Genomic DNA, 21,345 nt, shown 5'->3' with positions numbered 1-21,345 from the left:
TTGCCTCAGAGCACGTCCAGCGCGAGCGACAGGCCCGAGAGGAAGGCGTCTTCCACGCGGTGGCCGGTGCACCAGTCGCCCGCGATACCGATGCGGGCCTTGGCGTCCCACAGGTGGGCGGTGCCCACGGGCACCTGCGTCTGCGCTTCATTCCAGCAGATGGCCTGGGCGTGCGCGGGCGTGGCATGGATGCCGGTGATCTCGGCGAAGGCGCGCAGCAGCTTGGCCTCCACGCGCGAGGGCGCGTCGCGCAGGTGCTCCTGCGACCAGGCCGCGCTGGCCTGCAGCGTCCAGCGTTCGATGGGCTCGCGTCCGGGCTTGGACGATTCGCGCGCCAGCCAGGCCACGCGGTGGTGCGTGCTGCGCGCCGCGTTCCACTGCGGACCGAGGTGCGACATGTCGGGCTGGTTCGCCTGGGGGTAGGCGATCATCAGCGTCCAGCAGGGCGCGATGGTCACGGGTTCGATCCTGCGGGCCAGCGTGGGCGACAGCTTGCCGCCGTCGCCCAGCAGGGCGCGGGCGCCGGCCGGCGGCACGGCCAGCAGCACGGCGTCGAAGCCCGAATACACATGCTGCGAGTCGTCGGTGCCGGAGGTGCGCAGCTGCCAGCGCTTCGCATCGAGCGCATCGGGCTCGATCTGCGTGACGCGCGTACCGGTGACCAGGCTCTCGCCCAGCGGCGCGGCCCAGCGGGCCACCAGCGAATCCATGCCGGGCTGGGCCACCCAGTGCGGCTCGAGGGAAGGCAGCGCGGCCTCGGCCACGCGGCCGTGCGCGTCGAGCACGCGCACGAGGTTGGCGCTCCAGCGCTTGCACACGCCGGGGGCGTTCTCCAGCGCCAGGGCAAAGCGCGGGTCGCGCACGGTGAAATACTGGGCGCCGCTGTCGAAGCGGCCGAAGGCGGTGTCCACGCTCGCCATGCGCCCGCCGGCGGCGTCGCTGCGTTCGAACAGCGTGACCTTGTGGCCGGCCTGCACCAGCGTTCTCGCGCAGGCCACCCCGGCAATGCCGGCGCCGACAACGGCGAAATGGCGGGGGGAGCGCGGCTGGCCCGGGCCGGCTGGGGTTCGGTGACGGTCGGCGGCGGCCTTGGCCGGCTTCTTTGCAGTTGCGCGAGTGCTCATGACGGACTCTCTTCTTCTGGATGGAATGCGGATGGATGTGTCTGCACTCTACATCGGTCCGGCAGGCGCTCCGCCTGAGGGCACACCCTTAGCGGCGGCGAGCGATCCTCGGCAATACTGATCGGCTCCTTCATCGAGTTCTACCGGCCCCTGTGCCGTTCGAGCAGCGCGCGCCGCGTGCCCTCGTGCTCGAACTGCGCCAGCCACCATTCGAGCGCGCGCCCCGGCTTGCCGGCGCTGCGCACCCGCCACGCACAGTGCAGCGAGCCCAGCGGCGGCTTGCGCTCCGTCTTCAGCTCGACCAGGTGGCCGGCCTCGATGTACGGCCGCGCCATCGGCTCGGGCAGGAAGCCGCCGCCCAGCCCGTGCAACTGCGCCGCGATCTTGGCCTGCATGCTCGGCACGGTGAGCACGTCCTGCCCACCCACGAGGTGCACCGTGAGGCCCGGCGCCTGGCGGGCCGAGTCGGCCGCTGCCACCGCCCGGTGCTGCCGCATCACCGCGTCGCTCAGCGGCTGCGTGGCGCGCGCCAGCGGATGGTGCGGCGCCACCGCGTAGACGAAGCTCAGCTCGCCGATCGGCCGGCTTCGGATGCCGGTGGTGGTGAAGGCCAGGCTCGCGGCGTCGAGCACGGCGCCGATGGCGAGGTCGGCCTCGCCGGTGGTCAGCGCCTCGATGGTGCCCATCAGCGTCTCGTCGCGCAGCTTCAGCCGCGTGGGCGGCTCCAGCGCGAAGAAGGCGGTGGCCAGGTCGAGCAGCGGGTCGCGCGCGATCACGCTGTCGACCGCGATGGTCAGCATCGGCTCCCAGCCGGTGGCCACGCGCTTGACGCGATTGGCCACCGCGTCGATCTCGCCCAGCAGCCGCTCGGCCTCGCGCAGCAGCTCGGCGCCGGCTTCGGTCAGGCGGGCCTGGCGGGCGCTGCGGTCGAACAGCAGCACGTCGAGCGCGTCCTCGATCTGGCGCACCCGGTAGCTCAGGGCGCTGGGCACCAGGTTCAGCGCCCGGGCGGCGGCGGCAAAGCTGCCGGTGGCGGCCACGGTCTGGAGCATGGCGAGGGAGTCGGGGGTCAGCACGTCTCTGGGGCTGGGCATGGCGGCTCCATTGATCAAAATATTTGAATAGTGCCATCAAACCGCGGCGCCTTTCCGAAGGGGGCGGCGGCCCAAAATTCTTCACATCCGCTGCGCATCCGGCGCGGCATACGAAAGAAGCCCGAGCACCCCGACGGGGCAGGGCAGAAGGAGTCCGACCATGTTGCAAGTCCGTAAATCCCAGGAACGCGGTTACGCCGATCACGGCTGGCTGCGCTCGTTCCACAGCTTTTCCTTTGCCAACTACTACGACCCGGCCCACATGGGCTTCGGCAACCTGCGCGTGATCAACGAAGACCGCGTGGCGGCGGGCGCCGGCTTCGGCACCCACGGCCACAAGGACATGGAGATCATCAGCTACGTGCTTTCCGGCGAACTGGCGCACAAGGACAGCATGGGCAACGTGGAGAGCATTCCTCCCGGCGACGTCCAGCGCATGAGCGCGGGCCGCGGCGTGATGCACAGCGAGTTCAACCACAAGGCCGACCAGACCACGCACTTCCTGCAGATCTGGATCCTGCCGAAGGAGCGCGGCGTCGAGCCCGGCTACGAGCAGAAGAAATTCAGCGACGCCGAGAAGCGAGGCAAGCTGCGCCTGGTGGCTTCGCCCGAGGGCAGCGAAGGCTCGGTGAAGGTGAATGCCGACGCGAGCCTGTATGCCGGCCTCTTTGACGGCGATGAAAAGGCCAGCCTCGCGCTCGACCCGAAGCGCAAGAGCTATGTGCACCTGGTGCGCGGCGAGCTCGAGGTGAACGGCCAGAAGCTCTCCGGCGGCGATGCCGCGATGCTCGAAGGCGAATCGCAGGTGACGCTGGGCGCGGGCAAGGACGCCGAAGTGCTGGTGTTCGACCTGGCCGCCTGATCTTTCTCCCCCTTGCCGGGCGCTGGCCGCCCGGCTTTTTTCATTTCTCTCTCTATCCAATCCAACCGAACCGAGGAGCTTTCAACCATGGCAACCGCAAACACCGCACCGAATCCCGCACAAGACACTCTGGCCCTCGTTGGCCGCATCCTTATCGCCTACCTGTTCATTCCCGCCGGCATCGGCAAGCTGATGGGCTTCGGCGGTACCGTCGGCTACATCACTTCCGCAGGCCTGCCGATGCCCGAGGTGGCGGCGGCGATCGCGATCATCGTGGAGCTCGGCCTGGGCATCGCGCTGCTGCTGGGCTTCAAGACCCGCTGGACCGCGATCGTGATGGCGATCTTCACCGTGGCGACTGCGCTGTTCTTCCACAAGTACTGGTCGGCGCCCGAGGCCATGAAAATGATGCAGCAGATCAACTTCAACAAGAACATCGCGATCGCCGGCGGCCTGCTCGCACTCGCGGCCTTCGGCCCCGGCCGCTTCAGCATCGACAAGCGCTGATCGCGACATCACCATCACCGACAGGAGCACCATCACATGGCAAACATCGTCGTCGTCTTCCATTCCGGCTACGGCCACACACAGCGCGTGGCGCAGGCCGTGGCCGACGGTGCGGGCGCGCAGTTGCTCGCCATCGACGCGGACGGCAACCTGCCCGAGGGCGGCTGGGAACTGCTGGCCGCGGCCGACGCGATCATCTTCGGCTCGCCGACCTACATGGGCGGCGTGAGCTGGCAGTTCAAGAAGTTCGCCGACGCCTCTTCGAAGGTCTGGTACACGCAGGGCTGGAAGGACAAGCTCTTCGCCGGCTTCACCAACAGCGCCACCATGAACGGCGACAAGGTCACGACCATGACCTACCTGTGGACGCTCGCGATGCAGCACAGCGGCATCTGGGTCAGCATGGGCATCCTGCCGAGCAACAGCAAGGCCGCCACGCGCGACGCGATGAACTACGTGGGTGGCTACGGCGGCCTGCTGACGCAGTCGCCGTCGGATGCCAGTCCCGCCGAGATGTCCAAGGGCGATTTCGACACGGCCCGCGCATTCGGCGAGCGCGTGGGTGAAGTGGCAAGATCCCGCAAGTAACCGGACCCCAAGGAGAACCCACGATGACCGACACCGCCCCCGAAACCCGACTGCTCAAGCCGCACGACAAGGACCTCGGAGGCGGCTTCCAGGTCAGGCGCCTGCTGCCCGCGGCGCAGCGGCGCTCGGTCGGGCCTTTCGTGTTCTTCGACCATTTCGGTCCGGCCACTGAGCAGCCGGGCAGCGAGCACGACGTGCGGCCGCATCCGCACATCGGGCTGTCCACGGTCACCTATCTCTTCAAGGGCGCGATGATGCATCGCGACAGCCTGGGCAGCGTGCAGGAGATCCTGCCCGGCGCCATCAACTGGATGACCGCCGGCCGCGGCATCGTGCACTCCGAGCGCAAGCCCGAGCGCCTGAAGGCCGACACCTACGTGAACCACGGCCTGCAGCTGTGGGCCGCGCTGCCGCAGGCGCATGAAGAAATCGAGCCCAGCTTCGAGCACACGCCTGCCGACGCGATTCCCGAGCTGGTGGAGCAGGGCGCGGCGGTGCGCGTGCTGGTGGGCGAGGCCTTCGGCGCGCGCTCGCCGGTCAAGACGCATTCGCAGACCGTGTACCTCGACATCGCGCTGCCCGCGGGCGGACGCTTCGAGCTGCCCCCGCTGGCGCCCGAGCTGGCCGTCTACGCGGTCGATGCCGACCTCGCGGTGAACGGCGAGCCGGTCGCGGTCCACACCATGGCCGTGCTGCCGAACGGGCAGGGCGGCGTGCTCACGGCCGATGCCGCCGTGCGCCTCGTGGTGATCGGCGGCGAGCCGCTCGACGGCCCGCGCTACATCACCTGGAACTTCGTCTCCAGCCGCCGCGAGCGCATCCTCGAAGCCGGCGCCGACTGGGCGGCGCAGCGCATGGGCCACGTGCCCGGCGAGACCGAGTTCATCCCGCTGCCCGGAAAGCCCTTCGGCGTGCGCGAGCCCGACACGGGCACCACGCCGGTCTGAGCCTCCAGCATGCGGCGGTAACGGCAAAGAACAAAGAAAAGGCCCGCGATGCGGGCCTTTCGTCTTCTTGCCGAGGCGGTCGGGGCCGGCTATTTGCCGCCGATCGTCAGGCTCTCCGCAGGCGGTGCGCCCTCGGGCGTCTTCGGCAGCTCGAGCACGGCCTTGCGGCTGCCGCGGCCGCACCATGCGGAGTAGCTCACGCCCAGCAGCAGCAGCGTGCACAGGCCGATGAAGGTGGCGCTGATCGGCCGCGTCACGAACACCGACATGTCGCCGCGCGAGAGCAGCAGGGCGCGGCGGAAGTTCTCCTCCACCATCGGCCCGAGCACGAAGCCCAGCAGGATCGGCGCGACCGAGAACTCCAGCGTCATCAGCACCGCGCCGACGATGCCGAAGACCAGCACTTCCCAGATCTGGAACAGGCTGTTCTGCGTGCTGTACACGCCGGTGGCGATGAAGAACATCGCAGCCGGGAACAGGTACTTGTAGGGCACCTTCAGCAGCTTCACCCACACGCCGATCATCGGCACGTTCAGGATCACGAGGATCACGTTGCCGATCCAGAACGAGGCGATCAGGCCCCAGAAGATGTCCGGATGCTCGGTGATGAGCTGCGGACCGGGCTGGATGCCCTGGATCAGCAGCGCGCCCAGGATCAGCGCCATCACCGCGTCGCCCGGAATGCCAAGGCTCATCGTGGGGATGAAGTCGACCTGCGTCTTCGAGTGGGCCGAGGCCTCCGGGCCGGCCACGCCTTCGATCATGCCGGTGCCGAACCTGTTCGGCGTCTTCGACACCTTTCGCTCCAGCGCGTAGGCGATGAAGGTGGTGATGGTCGGGCCCGTGCCGGGCATCGCGCCGAACACCGTGCCCACCAGCGTGCCGCGGATCATCGCGGGGAAGGCGCGCTTGAGCTCTTCCCGGCTCGGGCGCATGTCGCTGAGCTTGAGCGTGCCGGTGTCGCCGATCGCCTTCATGCGGTTCACGTTGAGCAGGAAGTCGGCCACGCCGAACAGGCCCATCGAGATCGCCACCAGCTCCAGGCCGTCGCTCAGCTCGGGCAGGCCGAAGGCGAAGCGGAAGCTGCCGCTGTTCACGTCGGTGCCGACCACGCCGCACAGCAGGCCGAAGAGCGTCATGGCCACGCCCTTGAGCGGCGAGCCGCGCGACATGGTGGAGCCGGCGAGCAGGCCCAGCAGCATGATCGAGAAGATCTCGGTCGGGCCGAACTTGAATGCGATCTGCACCAGCAGCGGCGAAGCGAAGATCATCACGATGATGCCGACCGAGGCGGCGAAGAACGAGGCGATCATCGTCACCCCGAGCGCAACGCCTCCCTTGCCCTGCTTGGTCATCGGATACCCGTCGAGACAGGTCACCGCATGCGGCGGGTGCGAGGGCATGTTCATCAGGATGGCGCCGATGGCGCCGCCGTACTGCGAGCCGTAGAAGATGCCGGCCAGCATCAGGATGGCGGGCACCGGATGCATCACGTAGGTGAGCGGCAGCAGGATCGAGATGGCCTGCAGCGCACCCATGCCCGGCAGCACGCCGATCAGGTTGCCCACCAGCACGCCGAAGAAGGACCACAGCAGGTTCGAGCCCTGGAAGGCGACGCCGAAGCCGTACCAGAGGTCGTGGAGCGATTGACCGATCATGGCTTCAGCCTCCCCACTGGAACAGGGGCAGCTGAAGCTTCAGCGCCCACCAGAACACCACCACCGCGATGAAGCACATCGCGAGCGAGAGCAGCAACGCCTCGGTCAGCGTGTTGTCGCGGTCACCCAGCGCCGAGATGAACACGATCGCGAAGGTCGCAGGCAGCAGGCCGCCGTATTCGCCGAAGAGCAGGAAGGCGAGGATGCCGAGGATGATGCAGATGCCGCCACGCAGGTCGGGCATGCCGCCCGGGTGCCCGTGCGAGGCCGCTTCCTCGTTCGCGCCTTCCGCCGATTTTTCGCCGCGCGCGGAGACCGCGATGAGCAGCCCCGTGAGTGCCAGCAGCGCGCCGAGCGCGACGGGGAAGAAGCCCGGGCCCATGTGCGCCAGCTCGCCGACGCGGTAACCGACACCGGCATACACGGCGGCCAGGCCGACGACGATCAGCAGCGCGCCGCCGTAGTAGTCTTTCTTGAATTTCGAAGCGGGCCGGGGCGCGTGCGAGGCCGGATCTTCACCGAGCTGGTGCTGCATAAGTCTCCTTAGTCTGGAAGGAGCGCAGTCTAGGAATCGAGACTTTCAATCCCCTTTCGGCAGGGGCTCTCGCGGCCTTGCGGGCCGCAAAATACGTGTAATCACGTACCGGCCTATCCGGTGAAACCCTTGCAAAAACGAGCGTGGATGCGGCTCACGAAGCGCGCAGCGGCAGCCTCAGCGTCGCGCGCAATCCACCGCCGTTGGGACGCTCGGGCGTGTCGGCATTCGAGAGCTCGATCTCGCCGCCGTTGCGCCGCGCATAACCGCGCGCGATGGTGAGGCCGAGGCCCGCGCCTTGTGCCGCTGCGGTGCCCGTGGCGCTGTCGCGGTTGAAGCGCTCGAACACGCTCTCGCGCCGCTCGGGCGCGATGCCCGGTCCGCTGTCGCACACCTCGGCCAGCGCATGCGTGGCGTCGCGCCGCACGGTCACGGTGATGTTGCCGCCGCGCGGCGTGTACTTGATGGCGTTGTGCACGAGGTTGGCGAGCACCTCGTGCAGCTCCGCAGCATTGGCTGCGACGGGAAGCACGGGCGCGTCGTCCTCGTCGTCGTCGCTCGATTCGTCGGTGCCGTCCGCATCGTCCGTGCCGATGTCGCCGCGCGCGTCGACCCAGCCCAGGTCCTGGTCGTTCTCGCGCGCCAGCGGCAGGTATTGCAGCACCACGCCGCGCGCGATGGCGTTGAGGTCGGCCACTGCAGCCCCCGCCGGCGCGGCTTCGTCGCCCGCGGTGGCATGGGCCAGCGCCAGCAGCTGCTCGCTCAGGCGGCGGGTGCGTGCGAGCTGTACGACGATGGCCTGCAGCGATTCGCGCATGCGCGCCGGATCGGTCTCGCGCACTGCGTAGCCGGCCTGGATCGACAGGATGCTCAGCGGCGTGCGCAGCTGGTGCGAGGCGTCGGCCAGGAACTGCGACTGCTCCGCCACCATGCGCCGGTGGCCCGCGATGTGGTGGTTGACCGCGTCGACCAGCGGCGCCACTTCATGCGGCACGCCGCTGGCGTCCAGCGGCGTGAGGTCGTCGCGCGGGCGCTCGCGCAGCGAGCGGCGCAGGCGTTCCAGCGGGCGCAGCGTCCAGGCCACGCCCAGCCACACCAGCAGCGCCATCACCACCACCATGCGTGTGTCGCGCAGGAACTCCTGGCGCAGCGTCTCGGCCTGCGCCTCGGTGCGCGGGCCCGTGCCCTCGGCCGCTTGTATGAGCACGCTGTAGGCCTCGCCGGGATGGACGTTGTCGTACACCGTCTGGCGCAGCGCGGCCACGCGCACCGGGTGCTGCTGGTAGACCGCGTCGTAGAACACCGGCGTGCCGTCGGGCGGGCGGTGCGCCGGGCGGGGCAGGCCGGGCACGCCCATGAGCGTGGTCTCGGGCGAGTTCACATCCAGCGTCCCGCCCTTGGGAATGCGCTGCACTCCGACGTGCAGGTACTTGTAGCGCAGCCGGGTCGACTCGAACATCGCCTGGATCGAGAAGGGCTCCTGCACGCGCACGCTGCCGTCGCTGGCCACCGCGATGCCGTTGGCCAGCGCCTGCACGGGCTCCAGCAGGCTCTGGTCGTAGGCGACGACTAGCGAGTCGGTCAGCGCGCGGTAGTCGCTCCAGCTGTCCAGCGCCAGCAGCAGCACCAGGCCCGGCAGCAGCAGCGCGAGCAGGCGCGCGCGGATGCCGAAGCGCTGCGGCCGCGGCTGCTGTTCAGCCGCCGTCGCCGGGGAGTTCGCTGCGGGCTGGGGCTGAGGTTCCATCGGCAATGCTCTCCAGCATGTAGCCCAGGCCGCGCACGGTGACGATGCGCACGTCGCTGTCGGCCAGCTTGCGCCGCAGCCGGTGCAGCACCACCTCGATGGCATCGGGGCCGGCGGTGCTGTCGTTGGTGAACACCTTGGCGAAGAGCTGCGACTTGCCCACCGGCGAGCCGCTGCGCAGCAGCAAGGCGGTGAGCGCGGCCTGCTCGCGCGGCGTGAGCGACAGCAGCGTGCCGCGCAGCGTGAAGGCGCGGCTCTGGCTGTCGTAGGAGAGCGAGGCGCACTGCAGGCGCGGGTGCTGCTTGCCGCGGCTGCGCCGCACCAGCGCCGAGAGCCGCGCCTCCAGCTCTTCCAGTTCGAAGGGCTTGGTGAGGAAGTCGTCGGCGCCCAGGTTCAGGCCGCGCACCCGGTCTTGCAGAGCACCCTGCGCGGTGAGGATCAGCACCGGCGTGCGGTCGTCCGCCGCACGCATGTCGGCCAGCACGCTCAGGCCGTGCTTGTCGGGCAGGCGCAGGTCGAGCACCACCGCGTCGTACTCGGTGCCGGCCATGAAGGCCTCGGCCGTGCGGGCGTCGGGTGCGTGGTCGGGCACGAAGCCGCTTTGGGTGAGCGCGCGGACCAGCCAGGAGGCCATGTCCAGTTCGTCTTCCACCAGGAGGATGCGCATGGGGCCTGCCGCGTCTCGTTGTCGTCGTTGTTGCCGTTACTGCTTGATGGCGAGGTCGGGGTCTTCCGAGGCGCGGGCGCTGGCGCGTGCCGAACGCGCGCTCAGGTCGGGCGCCAGGGCCTCGCGGCCATCGAAGACGAAGCAGTCGCCCTTGTAGTGCGCGCCGCCGACTTCCTCGAAGTACTTGAGGATGCCGCCTTCGAGCTGCAGCACGTTCTCCACGCCTTCCTCGTGCATCAGGATCGCCGCCTTCTCGCAGCGGATGCCGCCGGTGCAGAAGCTCACCACCGTCTTGCCCTTGAACTCGTCGCGGTGCGCGCGCAGGGCGGGCGGGAATTCGGTGAACTTGCCGATGCGCCAGTCGATGGCGCCTTCGAAGCTGCCGTAGTCGACCTCGAAGGCGTTTCGGGTGTCCAGCAGGGCGATCTCGCGGCCCTGGTCGTCATGGCCCTGGTCGAGCCAGCGCTTGAGCGTGGCGGCATCCACGCCGGGCGCGCGGCCGGCCTCGGGCTGGATGGCGGGGTGGTCCATGCGGATGATCTCGCGCTTGAGCTTCACCAGCATGCGCCGGAAGGGCTGCGCGGCCGACCAGCTTTCCTTGGCCTCCAGGTCGGCGAAACGGGCGTCGGCACGCAGATGGGCCAGGAAAGCCCGCACGCCCTCGGCCGGTCCGGCCAGGAACATGTTGATACCTTCGGGCGCCAGCAGGATGGTGCCCATCAGCCCCAGGGCCTGGGTGCGGGCACGCAGGTCTTCGCGCAGCGCGGGGCTGTCGTCTATGGCCACGAACTTGTAGGCCGCGATATTCAAAATCTCTTGCACGGGGCGGGATTTTAGGTGCCGGCGGAATATCGCCCGGGTACAGGGCCTCTGCCGGGGTGATTCAGGGATTGCCAACCCACATCGTGAAGGGCCCGCTTTCTACAATGGAAGCATGTTTGTTCACCTGCGCCTGCACACCGAGTTTTCCGTCGTCGACGGCACCAACCGAATCGACGACGTCGTCAAGGCCGCCGCTGCCGACAAGCAGCCCGCGCTGGCCATCACCGACCTGAACAACCTGTTCGGGGCCGTCAAGTTCTACAAGCAGGGCCGGGGCAAGGGCGTCAAGCCCATCGTCGGCGCCGAAGCCTTCGTGGACGGGCTGGGCAAGGAGCCCGGCGCTCTCACCCGCATCGTGCTGCTGGTGCAGAACATGGAGGGCTACCTCAATCTGTCGGAGCTGCTCGCGCGGGCATGGACGCAGAACGTGGGCCGGGGCCAGTCGCAGGCGGCCTGCAAGCTCGAGTGGCTGCAGGAGCTCTCGGGCGGGCTGATCGCGCTGTCGGGCGCGCAGGCTGGGCCGCTGGGGCAGCCGCTGCTGCAGGGGCAGGGCGAGCGCGCGGCCGAGCTGGCCTTGCAGCTTGCGGGCATCTTCCCGCACCGCTTCTATATCGAGCTGCAGCGAGCGGGCCGGCCCGAGGACGAGCCGCACGTCGTCGCCGCGGTGCAGCTGGCGGCCCGGCTGCACCTGCCGGTGGTCGCCACGCACCCGGTGCAGTTCGCCACCCGCGAGGACTACGAGGCGCACGAGGCGCGCGTGTGCATCTCCGAAGGCGAAATCCTGGGCAACCCGCGCCGGGTGCGCCGCTTCACCGAGGAGCAGTATTTCAAGTCGAGCGCCGAGATGCAGGCGCTCTTCGCCGACGTGCCCAGCGCGCTGGCCAACACGGTCGAGATCGCCAAGCGCTGCAACCTGACGCTGGTTCTGGGCAAGCCGCAGCTGCCGGACTTTCCGACGCCTTTCATCGCCGAGGGCGTGCGCATGCCCATCGACGACTTCTTCCGCCAGGAATCGTTCTACGGCCTGGAGCTGCGCCTGAAGCACCTCTACCCCGACGAGGCCAGGCGCGACGCCGAGCGTCCGCGCTACGTGGAGCGGCTGGAGTTCGAGATCAACACCATCCTGAAGATGGGGTTCCCGGGCTACTTCCTGATCGTGGGCGACTTCATCCAGTGGGCCAAGAACAATGGCTGCCCGGTGGGCCCTGGCCGGGGCTCGGGTGCCGGCTCGCTGGTGGCCTATGCGCTGAAGATCACCGACCTCGACCCGCTCGAATACAAGCTGCTGTTCGAACGCTTCCTGAACCCCGAGCGCGTCTCGATGCCCGACTTCGACATCGACTTCTGCCAGGGCAACCGCGACCGCGTGATCGACTACGTGAAGGACAAGTACGGCCGCAACGCCGTGAGCCAGATCGCCACCTTCGGCACCATGGCCGCGCGCGCGGCGATCCGCGACGTGGGCCGCGTGCTCGACATGAGCTACATGTTCTGCGACGGCATCAGCAAGCTGATTCCGAACAAGCCGGGCATGTCGGTCACGCTGCAGTACCCGCCCGAGAAGAAGATCGAGGGCGACAAGAACAACTACGCCATCGAGATGGAGCCGCAGCTCGCGGAGCGCATCGAGAAGGAAGAAGAAGTGAAGATGCTGGTCGAGCTCGCGCAGAAGCTCGAAGGCATGACCCGCAACATCGGCATGCACGCCGGCGGCGTGCTCATCGCGCCGGGCAAGCTCACCGACTTCTGCCCGCTCTACCAGCAGCCCGGCAGCGAATCGGCCGTGAGCCAGTACGACAAGGACGACGTGGAGGCCATCGGCCTCGTGAAGTTCGACTTCCTGGGCCTGGCCACGCTCACGATCCTGGAGATCGCGCGCGAGTTCATCATGAAGCGCCACAAGGGCCAGGAGAACTTCGCGTTCGAGAACATCCCGCTGAACGACGGCGCGACCTACCGGCTCTTCTCCGACGGCAAGACCGAAGCCGTATTCCAGTTTGAAAGCCGCGGCATGCAGGGCATGCTGAAGGACGCGCGACCGACCCGCCTGGAAGACCTGATCGCGCTGAACGCGCTGTACCGCCCGGGCCCGATGGACCTGATTCCCAGCTTCGTGGCGCGAAAGCACGGCCGCGAGGACGTGGAGTACCCGCACCCGGCCGTGGCCGAGATGCTCTCCGAGACCTACGGGATCATGGTCTACCAGGAGCAGGTGATGCAGACCGCGCAGATCTTGGGCGGCTACTCGCTCGGCGGCGCCGACCTGCTGCGCCGCGCGATGGGCAAGAAGAAGGTCGAGGAGATGGCCGAGCACCGCGAGAAATTCCGCGCGGGCGCCCTCAAGACCCACGGCATCGAGCAGGACAAGGCCGACGAGATCTTCGACCTGATGGAGAAGTTCGCAGGCTACGGCTTCAACAAGTCGCACGCGGCCGCCTACTCGCTGCTGGCGTACCACACGGGCTGGCTCAAGGTCCACTACACGGCCGAGTTCTTCTGCGCCAACATGACCGTGGAAATGGACGACACGGACAAGCTCAAGCTGCTGTTCGAGGACGCCCAGAAGAACTTCGGCATCACCTTCGAGCCGCCGGACGTGAACCGCGGCAACTACCGCTTCGAGCCGGTCACCAACAAGGTGATCCGCTACGGCCTGGGCGCCGTCAAGGGCACCGGCCAGCTCGCGGTCGAGGCCGTGGTGCGCGCACGGGAGGAGGGCGGGCCGTTCAAGAGCCTGTACGACTTCTGCGTGCGCGTGGACCGCCAGCGCATCAACAAGCGCACGGTGGAAGCGCTGATCAAGGCCGGCGCCTTCGACACCATCCAGCAGAACCGCGCGGCGCTCGTCGCCTCGCTGGACCGCGCCTTCGAATTCGCCAACGCCACGGCGGCCAACGCCTCGCAGGCCGACATCTTCGGCGACTGCGAGCACGGCTCCGCCACCGCCGAGCCCGACCTCGTCGACGCCACGCCCTGGGGCGTGAAGGAGCGCCTGACGCTGGAGAAGACGGCCATCGGCTTCTATCTCTCGGGCCACCTGTTCGACGAGGTCTCGCACGAGGTGCGTCGCTTCTGCAAGCGCGAGATCGCCGACCTGCTCGACAGCCGCGACCAGCAGGTCATCGCCGGCATCGTGAGCGACTTCCGCGTCATCAACGGCCAGCGCGGCCGGCTGGCGATCTTCAAGCTCGACGACAAGTCCGATTCCATCGAGGCCACGGCCGACGAGGCGCTCATCAACGCCAACCGCAACACGCTGAAGGACGACGAGCTCGTCATCGTCAGCGGCCGGCTGCAGCCCGCGCGCGGCGGCTTCGAGGCGCGCTTCCAGGTGCAGCAGGTGTGGGACCTGGCCTCGGCGCGCTGCCGCTTCGGCAAGTTCCTGCGCGTGGCGGTCAACGGCAAGGCGCCCGACATCGCGCGCCTGCTGAAAGACTTTCCCCCGCGCACCGAGCAGACCGAGGTGGGCGACCTGATCCAGGGCCTGCCGGTGCGCCTGTCGATGGCGCGCGCGGGCGCGCAGGTAGAGCTGCAGCTGGGCGACCGCGCCAAGTTCTTCCCGACCGACGCGGCTCTGGCCAGCTGGACCGCGCAGGCCGAGGCGGGCAAGGCGCTGATCGTCTACGACTGATCGATTTCTTCCGGCGCCACGGCAAGTGCCCGGCGGGCGTGGGCTCTTTGGGCTGCTGGCTAGGATTCCTCCCGTCTTTCAACCAAGAAGTTCAGGAGGAACTCCGCATGAAGAAATCGTCCCTCGTCCTCGCGCTTGCTTTGGCATTGCCTTTTGCTGCTTCGGCTCAATACACCGGCCCGAGCACGACCCCGCAGAACGCGGCCGCGGGCACGCCCTACGCCGGCCCGAGCACCGTGCCGACCATGACCGTCAAGCAGCTGATCGACACCGGCAAGGACGACCAGTACGCCACGCTGCGCGGCTTCATCGTCTCGCACGATGGCGGCGAGCACTACACCTTCGCCGACGACACCGGCCGCATCAAGGTGGAGATCGACGCCAGGCACTTCCCTCCGGGCGTGAAGATCGACGACAAGGTGCGCGTCGAGATCACGGGCGAGTTCGACAAGGACCTGATCGGCAGCAAGGTCGAACTCGACGTGAAGCGCCTCAGCGTGCTGCGCTGAGCCCCGGCCCGGCCTTGCGGCCTCAGTGCGCCATCGAGGCCACGGCGAGGTCGGGCACCACGTTCATGATGCGCAGCGTCTGCTGCACCACCTGGCTGAACACCGGCGCGGCCACGAGGCCGCCGAAGTACTTGCCGGCGCTGGGCTCGTCGACCATCACCGCGACGATGATGCGCGGCTTGTCGATGGGCGACATGCCCGTGTACCAGGCGCGGTACTTGTTGCTCGCGTAGCCCTTACCGACCTGCTTGTGCGCGGTGCCGGTCTTGCCGCCCACCGAGTAGCCCACCGTCTGTGCCAGCGGCGCGGTGCCGCCGGGCGCGGCGGCCATGTGCATCATCTGTCGCACCTCGCTGGCCACCAGCGGCGAGAACACCTGCACGCCGGGCGGTTCCTCGCCGTGGTTCTTCAGCAGGCTGATGGGGATCACCTCGCCGTCGTGCGCGAAGGCCGTGTAGGCATGCGCGATCTGGAAGAGCGACGCCGACAGGCCGTAGCCGTACGACATGGTGGCCTGCTCGATGGGGCGCCACGACTTCCACGGCCGCAGCCTGCCCGTGACCGCGCCGGGAAAGGGCGTCTGCGGCTTCTGGCCCAGGCCCACGGCGGTGAGCGAGTTCCACATCTCCTGCGCCGACATGCGCTGCGAGATCTTGGTGGCGCCGACGTTGCTCGACTTCTGGATCACGCCTTCGACCGTGAGCACGCCGAAGTTCTCGTCGTCGTGGATGGTCGCGCCAGAGACGGTGATGCGCCCCGGGTTGGTGTCGATGATGGTCTTGGGCGTGACGCGGCCCAGCTGCAGCGCGGTGGCGATGGTGATGGGCTTCATCGTCGAGCCCGGCTCGAACACGTCGGTCATCGCGCGGTTGCGCAGCTGCTCGCCGGTGAGGTTGCGGCGGTCGTTGGGGTCGTAGCTCGGGTAGTTGGCCATGGCCAGCAGCTCGCCGGTCTGCGCGTCGACCACCACCACGCTGCCGGCGCGTGCCTTGTTGGCGACCACGGCGTCGCGGATCTTCTCGTAGGCGACGAACTGCACCTGGTCGTCGATGCTCAGCTGGATGTCGTGGCCTGGCGTGGGAGGCACCTGGTCTTCCGTGTCCTCGATGATGTGGCCCAGCCGGTCCTTCAGCACGTGGCGCGAGCCGGCCTTGCCGGCCAGGTCGTGGTCGAAGGCGAGCTCGATGCCCTCCTGGCCCACGTCTTCCACGTTGGTGAAGCCCGCCAGATGCGCCGCCGCCTCGCCCTCGGGGTACTGGCGGCGGTAGTCGCGGCGCAGGTAGACGCCCTTGATGTTGAGCGCGGCCACCTGCTTCGCGATGGGCTCGTCGACCTGGCGCTTGATCCAGACGAAGCTCTTGTCCTCGTCCTCCAGCTTCTTGTCGAAGTCCTTCTGCGGCATGCCGAGCAGCTTGGCTGCTTGCTTGAGCTTTTCCAGCGTGGCAGGGTCGTCGCGCTCGATGTCCTCGGGAATGGCCCAGATGCTGGGGGCGGGGATGTCGGAGGCCAGGATCAGGCCGTGCCGGTCGAGGATGCGGCCGCGGTTGGCCGGCAGCTCCAGCGTGCGCTGGTAGCGCACCTCGCCCTGGTGCTGGAAGAAGTCGTTGGCGAAGATCTGGACGTAGGCTGCGCGCCCGGCCAGCAGCAGGAAGCCGAAGGCGACGCTGGCCACGATGAACTTGCTGCGCCACACGGGAGTGGGGCTGGCGAGCAGGGGACTGCTGCCGTAGCGGATGCGGCCGTTGGGGGTCATGAGCCCCGATTATCGAGTTCCGGGTGACGTGAAAGTCACCCGGAAAGGGCCCGTTTTCTTAGCTGCGCGTTAGGCGCAGGCTGCAAATCAGCGCTTGGGCCGCAGCGTGACGATCAGCGACGGGAAGATGCGCCCGTCGGTGTCGCGAGGCAGCTTGTCGGTCTTGCGCAGGCCGCGCTCTGCGGCGTCGTCCCAGCCCGGCAGGCCGCTCGATTTGCTGAGCTTCACGCCGACGATGGTGCCGTCGGGCGCCAGGCTCACCTCGAACTCCGCCGCCGGGTTGCCGTTCACGGTGTCGGCATCCGGGAAGGTGATGTTCGGGCGCACCGCGGCTGCGATGCGGCCTGCATAGCCGCTGGAAGGACCGGACGTGCGCTGGGCCGTGCCGCGCGAATCGTCGCTGCCGGTGGCGTTCGCAAGGCCCTGCATGCGCTTGAGCGCGGCGGCGCGGTCGGCGGCTGCCTGCTTCGCGGCGGCCTCGGCCTTCTTCTGCTCCGCCTGCTTGGCTTCGGCTTCCTGCTGCTTCTTCTGCTCGGCCAGCTTCTTCTGCTGTTCCTTCTTGCGCTCGGCCTCTTCCTCGGCGCGCTGCCTGGCTTCCAGCTCTTTCTTCTTCTGCTGTTGCTGGCGCTCGAGTTCGCGCTCCTGCTGCTCCTTCTGTTCCTTGAGCTTCTTCTCTCGCTCGAGCGCGATGTCAGGGGCCTTGGGCGCGGGAGCGGGCTCCGGCGCCTTCGCTGCCGGAGGCGGCGGCGGAGCAGGGGCGGGCGGCGGCGGAGCGGGAACCGGGGTGGGTGCCGGCGGTGCCTGCAGGCGAGGCGCCGCCTGCTGCACCGTGGACGACCACAGCTCCGCGTCCACAGCGCCCTCGTCGGCGTCGCTGCGCCAGCGCACGCCCCACGTCAGCGCCGCGATCAGCAGCCCGTGGGCAATGAGCGCCAGTACCAGTGCACGCCCGGTGCCGCGCTGCGGCGGCGGTGCGAACTCGGGGCGATCCAGTGCGAGCGACATGCCTTACTTGCCGCCCGTGGTCGTGACGGACAGGCCCACGCGCTCGATGCCGCTGCGCTTGAGCTGGTTCATCGCCTTCACGACGGTCTCGTACTTCACGGCCTTGTCGGCGCTGATGACCACCGGGCGCTGGTCGTCGCCACCCTGCGCCTGTTTCGCGGCCGAGCCGATCTGGGTCATGGGAATCGAGGTGCCGCCCGTGCCGGTGGACGGGTCCTTCTTGATCTGCACTTCGTCCTCGCTCTTGATGACGATCTCGATGGGCTTGTCGGGCTGCTTGCTGGCGCGGTCGACCGAGGGCAGGTTGATCACGCTCGGCGTGATGAGCGGCGCGGTGACCATGAAGATGATCAGCAGCACCAGCATCACGTCGATGAACGGGACCATGTTGATCTCGTTGATCGTCCGGCGGCCGCGGCCCCGGGATGAAACGGCGGGCATGCGCTGCGCCTCCGTTCAGCGGTTGGCCGGAGCCACCGAGGAGCCCGCGCCGCCGGCAGCCGGGTTGGCCGACAGGTTGCGCTGCAGGATGTTGGAGAACTCCTCGATGTAGGTCTCGAGGGCGATGGCGATCTTGTCGATCTCGCGGGCGAAGCGGTTGTAGCCCACGACCGCCGGGATGGCGGCGAACAGGCCGATGGCCGTGGCAACCAGCGCCTCGGCGATGCCGGGGGCCACGGTGGCCAGCGTCACCTGCGCCAGGGCGGCCAGGCCGGTGAAGGCGTGCATGATGCCCCAGACGGTGCCGAACAGGCCGACATACGGAGAGACGGAGCCGACGGTGGCCAGGAATGAGAGGTTCTGCTCGGCCGCATCCAGCTCGCGCTGGAAGCTCGCGCGCATCGCGCGGCGGGCGCCGTCGAGCAGGGTGCCGGCATCGGTGACATGGCGCTCGCGCAGCTTCTGGTACTCGCGCATGCCGGAAGCGAAGATGCGTTCCATGGGGCCGGCGAACTTGGCGTTCTGAGCGGCGGAGGCGAACAGCTCGTTGAGGCTGGTGCCCGACCAGAACTCGCGCTCGAAGTCCTCGTTGAGGGCGCGCATGCGACGCAGCGCGAAGTACTTGCGGATGATCGCGGCCCAACTCGCGATCGAGACGATCACGAGCAGCGCCACCACCAGTTGCACCACGAAGCTCGCATGGAGCAGGAGATTGATGATGGAAAGGTCTTGGTTCATGGCTTGAAAGTTTGAGTCATGGAGCCGCTGTAGCGCTCCAGGGTTCCCGTCACCTGTTTCGGGATGCGTGCGGGCCGCAGCGTGGCGGCGTCCACCCATCCGATGCGGATCGTGCCCTCGCACAGCAAGACGGGTGCCGGGGCCCCGGTTCGCTCTTGCTCTGTTTTCGATAGCACGCGCTGTCCGATTATCAACGACGCCGTGCCCAATTGTTCGAGATCGGCAGTCACGAGCAGTTCGTCGTCCAGCCGCGAGGGCCGATGGTATTTGAGCCGGGTTTCGCTCACCACGAACTGGCCGCCCGTTTCCTCGCGCAGCTTGCGCTGCTCCACGCCCAATGAACGCAGCCACTCGGTGCGGCCGCGCTCCATGAACTTCAGGTAGTTGGCGTAGAACACGATGCCGCCGGCGTCGGTGTCTTCCCAGTAGACGCGGATCGGGAACGCGTAGCTCATCGGTCCTTGTTCTCGGCCATCGCCCGCAGGCGCTCGATGGACTCCTGCAGGTGCGCCATCGAGCTGGCGGTGGAGAAGCGGACGAACTTCGCGGTCTCGGCGGTGCCGAAGTCGCGACCGGGCGTGACGGCCACGTGCGCGCGCTTCATGGTCTCGAAGGCGAAGTCCCAGCTGCCCGAGATGCCGAGCTTCTCGGCGAAGGCGGTGCAGTCCGCCCAGGCGTAGAAGGCGCCATCGGGCACCACGGGCACGTTCAGGCCCAGCGCGTTCAGCTGCGGAATGAACCAGTCGCGGCGCGCCTTGAATTCGGCGCGGCGGCGCTCGTACTCGGCGATGCTCTCGTCCTCGAAGCAGGCGAGCGCCGCGTACTGCGACACCGTGCTCGCGCAGATGAAGAGGTTCTGCGCCAGCCGTTCGACCACCGGCACCAGCGCCTCGGGCACCACAAGCCAGCCGAGGCGCCAGCCGGTCATGTTGAAGTACTTGCTGAAGCTGTTGATGCTGATGACGTTCTCGTCGATGGCCAGCGCCGTCTGCCCGAAGGCGTCGTCGTAGGACAGGCCCAGGTAGATCTCGTCGATCAGCGTGATGCCGCCGCGCTTCGACACCGCTTCATGAATGCGGCGCAGCTCGTCGGGCGCGATGGAGGTACCGGTCGGGTTCGAGGGCGATGCCAGCAGCACGCCGCGTGTCTTGTCCGTCCATGCGGCCTCGACCTTGGCGGCGGTGAGCTGAAAGCGCTCCTCGGCCGTGGTCGGAATCAGCACCGCCTTGCCCTCGGCAGCGCTCACGAAGTGGCGGTTGCACGGATAGCTCGGATCGGGCATCAGGATCTCGTCGCCCGATTCGATCAGCGCCAGGCAGGCCAGCTGCAGCGCGGCCGAGGCACCGGCGGTGACGACGATGCGGCGCGCCGGCACGTCGACGTTGAAGCGCTGGCGGTACCAGGCGCTGATGCGCTCGCGCAGGTGATCGAGGCCGGTGGCCTGCGTGTACTGCGTGGCGCCGGCACGCACCGCGCGGGCGGCGGCTTCCTGCACCAGCGGCGGGGCGGTGAAGTCGGGCTCGCCGATGTTCAGGAAGATCATCGGCCGGTCGGTGTGGGCGACCTCGCGGGCCAGCGCGCCCGCTGCCTTGGCCACTTCCATCACGTAGAAGGGCTCGATGCGCTGCGCGCGCGTGGAAATTCTCATCGCACCCCCTGGCTGCGGCGCCATGCGCCCTCGGTCGGCCGAGCGTTGCCGCTCATGCACTTGCTTTTCCCGAAGCCCGGTCGGCTTCGACCTCGAGCGGGCGAAGCTGTGGCGCCAGGCCGTTGAGCACGGCATTCACGTACTTGTGGCCGTCGGTGCCGCCGAATTCCTTGGCGAGCTCGATGCACTCGTTGAGCACCACGCGCCAGGGCACGTCGGGGCAGTTCTGGAATTCATAGACGCCGATCCACATCACGGCGTGCTCGATGGGAGAGATTTCCTCGAACTTGCGGTCCAGCAGCGGGCGGATCAGCGCGTCGAGCTGCTCGGCGCCTTCGATGGAGCCGTGCAGCAGCGCGTCGTAGTGCAGCGCGTCGGCCTTGTGGAAGCCGGCGAGGTCGCGCGTGAAGTGGTCGATGTCGGTCGGATCGTTGCGGCCCACCAGGTGCTGGTAGAGGGCCTGCAGCGCGAACTCGCGCGCACGGGTGCGGTTCGACTTGGCCGAGGCCTTGCGCGCACCGGTGCTGGTGAGGCCCACGCGCGACTGCCTGGGCTTTTCGCCGGCGGCCTTCAGGGCCTTGAGGGACTTGGAGCTGTCTTCGGTCATGAAAGGGTGGCCAGCAGTTGCGCCATCTCGACAGCCACGCGGGCAGCGTCGCGGCCCTTGTCGGTCTGGCGGGCGACGGCCTGCTCGAGGTTTTCGGTGGTGAGGATCGCGTTGGCGATGGGCAGGCGGTAGTCGAGGGCCACGCGGCTCACGCTGGCGCCCGATTCGTTGGCCACGAGTTCGAAGTGATAGGTCTCGCCGCGGATGATGCAGCCCAGCGCCACCAGCGCGTGGTAGCCGCCGCGCTCGGCGAGCGCCTGCAGCGCCACGGGCACTTCGAGTGCCCCCGGCACCTGCACATGGTGGATGTCGCTGGCGGCCACGCCCAGCGCCTCGAGCTCCGAGAGGCAGGCCGAGGCCAGCGCGTCGGTGATGTCGGCGTTGAAGCGCGCCTGCACGATGCCGATGCGCAGGCCCTTTCCGTTCAGCGGCTTCGATTCCGCTCCCTTGTTTGCACCTTGCATG

At 68.2% G+C, this 21,345-nt stretch carries 21 protein-coding genes; 6 read left to right on the top strand and 15 right to left on the bottom strand.

Features of this window, described 5'->3' with window-relative positions:
- Positions 1-5: 5 nt before the first annotated feature.
- Positions 6-1,124, bottom strand: coding sequence for an NAD(P)/FAD-dependent oxidoreductase (locus ABL844_RS18800; protein WP_418128470.1), 1,119 nt, complete (start codon positions 1,122-1,124; stop codon positions 6-8).
- Between the two features lie 140 nt (positions 1,125-1,264).
- Positions 1,265-2,218 (bottom strand): LysR substrate-binding domain-containing protein, encoded by a 954-nt coding sequence (locus ABL844_RS18795; RefSeq protein WP_126023822.1) that lies wholly within the window; start codon positions 2,216-2,218, stop codon positions 1,265-1,267.
- Between the two features lie 160 nt (positions 2,219-2,378).
- Here ABL844_RS18795 and ABL844_RS18790 point away from each other — a divergent pair, with 160 nt between their 5' ends.
- From ABL844_RS18790 to ABL844_RS18775, 4 genes are all read left to right on the top strand, one after another.
- The gene (locus ABL844_RS18790) at positions 2,379-3,080 is read left to right on the top strand and encodes a pirin family protein (RefSeq protein WP_126023823.1); all 702 of its coding nucleotides are present in this window, start codon (positions 2,379-2,381) and stop codon (positions 3,078-3,080) included.
- A gap of 87 nt (positions 3,081-3,167) precedes the next feature.
- Positions 3,168-3,587 carry a DoxX family protein gene (locus ABL844_RS18785; protein WP_184637278.1) on the top strand — a complete coding sequence of 140 codons (420 nt, stop codon included), beginning with the start codon at positions 3,168-3,170 and terminating at the stop codon, positions 3,585-3,587.
- Positions 3,588-3,623: 36 nt separating this feature from the next.
- Positions 3,624-4,175, top strand: coding sequence for a flavodoxin family protein (locus ABL844_RS18780; protein WP_126023825.1), 552 nt, complete (start codon positions 3,624-3,626; stop codon positions 4,173-4,175).
- 23 nt (positions 4,176-4,198) lie between these two features.
- A complete protein-coding gene (locus ABL844_RS18775; RefSeq protein WP_418128469.1) occupies positions 4,199-5,122 on the top strand; it encodes a pirin family protein in 924 nt (307 codons plus the stop codon).
- Between the two features lie 89 nt (positions 5,123-5,211).
- On the opposite strand, the gene ABL844_RS18770 is transcribed toward ABL844_RS18775, so the two are convergent.
- The 5 genes from ABL844_RS18770 to ABL844_RS18750 all read right to left on the bottom strand — a co-directional run bounded on the left by ABL844_RS18770 (position 5,212) and on the right by ABL844_RS18750 (position 10,548).
- On the bottom strand, positions 5,212-6,780 hold the full coding sequence (locus tag ABL844_RS18770; protein WP_418128467.1) for a tripartite tricarboxylate transporter permease: 1,569 nt from the start codon (positions 6,778-6,780) through the stop codon (positions 5,212-5,214).
- A gap of 4 nt (positions 6,781-6,784) precedes the next feature.
- Positions 6,785-7,315, bottom strand: a complete 531-nt coding sequence (locus ABL844_RS18765) for a tripartite tricarboxylate transporter TctB family protein (RefSeq protein WP_418128466.1) — start codon at positions 7,313-7,315, stop codon at positions 6,785-6,787.
- Positions 7,316-7,469: 154 nt separating this feature from the next.
- Positions 7,470-9,059: a sensor histidine kinase gene (locus ABL844_RS18760; RefSeq protein WP_418128465.1), complete on the bottom strand. Its 1,590-nt coding sequence runs from the start codon at positions 9,057-9,059 to the stop codon at positions 7,470-7,472.
- Positions 9,010-9,726: a response regulator gene (locus ABL844_RS18755; protein WP_369661938.1), complete on the bottom strand. Its 717-nt coding sequence runs from the start codon at positions 9,724-9,726 to the stop codon at positions 9,010-9,012. The genes ABL844_RS18760 and ABL844_RS18755 overlap by 50 nt, the downstream gene beginning before the upstream one ends.
- A 36-nt stretch (positions 9,727-9,762) precedes the next feature.
- Positions 9,763-10,548, bottom strand: a complete 786-nt coding sequence (locus ABL844_RS18750) for a sulfurtransferase (RefSeq protein ID WP_418128464.1) — start codon at positions 10,546-10,548, stop codon at positions 9,763-9,765.
- A 112-nt stretch (positions 10,549-10,660) separates the two neighbouring features.
- Here ABL844_RS18750 and dnaE point away from each other — a divergent pair, with 112 nt between their 5' ends.
- Together dnaE and ABL844_RS18740 are read left to right on the top strand one after the other, a co-directional pair.
- Complete coding sequence (dnaE, locus tag ABL844_RS18745) at positions 10,661-14,179, top strand: DNA polymerase III subunit alpha (RefSeq protein ID WP_418128463.1); 3,519 nt, start codon at positions 10,661-10,663, stop codon at positions 14,177-14,179.
- A 107-nt stretch (positions 14,180-14,286) separates the two neighbouring features.
- The gene (locus ABL844_RS18740) at positions 14,287-14,688 is read left to right on the top strand and encodes a YgiW/YdeI family stress tolerance OB fold protein (RefSeq protein WP_418128461.1); all 402 of its coding nucleotides are present in this window, start codon (positions 14,287-14,289) and stop codon (positions 14,686-14,688) included.
- A 22-nt stretch (positions 14,689-14,710) separates the two neighbouring features.
- On the opposite strand, the gene ABL844_RS18735 is transcribed toward ABL844_RS18740, so the two are convergent.
- The 8 genes from ABL844_RS18735 to ribH form a co-directional block, all read right to left on the bottom strand.
- Complete coding sequence (locus ABL844_RS18735) at positions 14,711-16,441, bottom strand: peptidoglycan D,D-transpeptidase FtsI family protein (RefSeq protein WP_126023834.1); 1,731 nt, start codon at positions 16,439-16,441, stop codon at positions 14,711-14,713.
- Between the two features lie 87 nt (positions 16,442-16,528).
- Complete coding sequence (locus ABL844_RS18730; protein WP_126023835.1) at positions 16,529-17,446, bottom strand: cell envelope integrity protein TolA; 918 nt, start codon at positions 17,444-17,446, stop codon at positions 16,529-16,531.
- 3 nt (positions 17,447-17,449) lie between these two features.
- Positions 17,450-17,887: an ExbD/TolR family protein gene (locus ABL844_RS18725; protein WP_184637307.1), complete on the bottom strand. Its 438-nt coding sequence runs from the start codon at positions 17,885-17,887 to the stop codon at positions 17,450-17,452.
- A 15-nt stretch (positions 17,888-17,902) separates the two neighbouring features.
- Positions 17,903-18,625 (bottom strand): protein TolQ, encoded by a 723-nt coding sequence (gene tolQ, locus ABL844_RS18720; RefSeq protein WP_126023837.1) that lies wholly within the window; start codon positions 18,623-18,625, stop codon positions 17,903-17,905.
- A complete protein-coding gene (locus ABL844_RS18715) occupies positions 18,622-19,080 on the bottom strand; it encodes a YbgC/FadM family acyl-CoA thioesterase (protein WP_126023838.1) in 459 nt (152 codons plus the stop codon). Before ABL844_RS18715 ends, tolQ begins: the two co-directional genes overlap by 4 nt.
- Positions 19,077-20,273 (bottom strand): pyridoxal phosphate-dependent aminotransferase, encoded by a 1,197-nt coding sequence (locus ABL844_RS18710; protein ID WP_418128460.1) that lies wholly within the window; start codon positions 20,271-20,273, stop codon positions 19,077-19,079. The genes ABL844_RS18715 and ABL844_RS18710 overlap by 4 nt, the downstream gene beginning before the upstream one ends.
- A gap of 52 nt (positions 20,274-20,325) precedes the next feature.
- Positions 20,326-20,880 carry a transcription antitermination factor NusB gene (gene nusB, locus ABL844_RS18705; protein ID WP_418128458.1) on the bottom strand — a complete coding sequence of 185 codons (555 nt, stop codon included), beginning with the start codon at positions 20,878-20,880 and terminating at the stop codon, positions 20,326-20,328.
- Positions 20,877-21,344 (bottom strand): 6,7-dimethyl-8-ribityllumazine synthase, encoded by a 468-nt coding sequence (gene ribH / locus ABL844_RS18700; protein ID WP_126023840.1) that lies wholly within the window; start codon positions 21,342-21,344, stop codon positions 20,877-20,879. Before ribH ends, nusB begins: the two co-directional genes overlap by 4 nt.
- Position 21,345: the final 1 nt, after the last annotated feature.

The organism is Variovorax sp. 278MFTsu5.1 (genome assembly GCF_048305045.1).
GTDB classification, from domain to species: Bacteria; Pseudomonadota; Gammaproteobacteria; order Burkholderiales; family Burkholderiaceae_C; genus Variovorax; species Variovorax guangxiensis.
Note: the sequence above shows the minus strand (reverse complement) of the source record. Positions and strands in the feature narration are given on the sequence as shown.

Bases quoted from the DNA above. Each gene is read 5' to 3' on its own strand.
- ABL844_RS18800 (WP_418128470.1), bottom strand. From the start codon at position 1,124: ATGAGCACTCGCGCAACTGCAAAGAAGCCGGCCAAGGCCGCCGCCGAC.
- ABL844_RS18795 (WP_126023822.1), bottom strand. From the start codon at position 2,218: ATGCCCAGCCCCAGAGACGTGCTGACCCCCGACTCCCTCGCCATGCTC.
- ABL844_RS18790 (WP_126023823.1), top strand. From the start codon at position 2,379: ATGTTGCAAGTCCGTAAATCCCAGGAACGCGGTTACGCCGATCACGGC.
- ABL844_RS18785 (WP_184637278.1), top strand. From the start codon at position 3,168: ATGGCAACCGCAAACACCGCACCGAATCCCGCACAAGACACTCTGGCC.
- ABL844_RS18780 (WP_126023825.1), top strand. From the start codon at position 3,624: ATGGCAAACATCGTCGTCGTCTTCCATTCCGGCTACGGCCACACACAG.
- ABL844_RS18775 (WP_418128469.1), top strand. From the start codon at position 4,199: ATGACCGACACCGCCCCCGAAACCCGACTGCTCAAGCCGCACGACAAG.
- ABL844_RS18770 (WP_418128467.1), bottom strand. From the start codon at position 6,780: ATGATCGGTCAATCGCTCCACGACCTCTGGTACGGCTTCGGCGTCGCC.
- ABL844_RS18765 (WP_418128466.1), bottom strand. From the start codon at position 7,315: ATGCAGCACCAGCTCGGTGAAGATCCGGCCTCGCACGCGCCCCGGCCC.
- ABL844_RS18760 (WP_418128465.1), bottom strand. From the start codon at position 9,059: ATGGAACCTCAGCCCCAGCCCGCAGCGAACTCCCCGGCGACGGCGGCT.
- ABL844_RS18755 (WP_369661938.1), bottom strand. From the start codon at position 9,726: ATGCGCATCCTCCTGGTGGAAGACGAACTGGACATGGCCTCCTGGCTG.
- dnaE (WP_418128463.1), top strand. From the start codon at position 10,661: ATGTTTGTTCACCTGCGCCTGCACACCGAGTTTTCCGTCGTCGACGGC.
- ABL844_RS18740 (WP_418128461.1), top strand. From the start codon at position 14,287: ATGAAGAAATCGTCCCTCGTCCTCGCGCTTGCTTTGGCATTGCCTTTT.
- ABL844_RS18735 (WP_126023834.1), bottom strand. From the start codon at position 16,441: ATGACCCCCAACGGCCGCATCCGCTACGGCAGCAGTCCCCTGCTCGCC.
- ABL844_RS18730 (WP_126023835.1), bottom strand. From the start codon at position 17,446: ATGTCGCTCGCACTGGATCGCCCCGAGTTCGCACCGCCGCCGCAGCGC.
- ABL844_RS18725 (WP_184637307.1), bottom strand. From the start codon at position 17,887: ATGCCCGCCGTTTCATCCCGGGGCCGCGGCCGCCGGACGATCAACGAG.
- tolQ (WP_126023837.1), bottom strand. From the start codon at position 18,625: ATGAACCAAGACCTTTCCATCATCAATCTCCTGCTCCATGCGAGCTTC.
- ABL844_RS18715 (WP_126023838.1), bottom strand. From the start codon at position 19,080: ATGAGCTACGCGTTCCCGATCCGCGTCTACTGGGAAGACACCGACGCC.
- ABL844_RS18710 (WP_418128460.1), bottom strand. From the start codon at position 20,273: ATGAGAATTTCCACGCGCGCGCAGCGCATCGAGCCCTTCTACGTGATG.
- nusB (WP_418128458.1), bottom strand. From the start codon at position 20,880: ATGACCGAAGACAGCTCCAAGTCCCTCAAGGCCCTGAAGGCCGCCGGC.
- ribH (WP_126023840.1), bottom strand. From the start codon at position 21,344: ATGCAAGGTGCAAACAAGGGAGCGGAATCGAAGCCGCTGAACGGAAAG.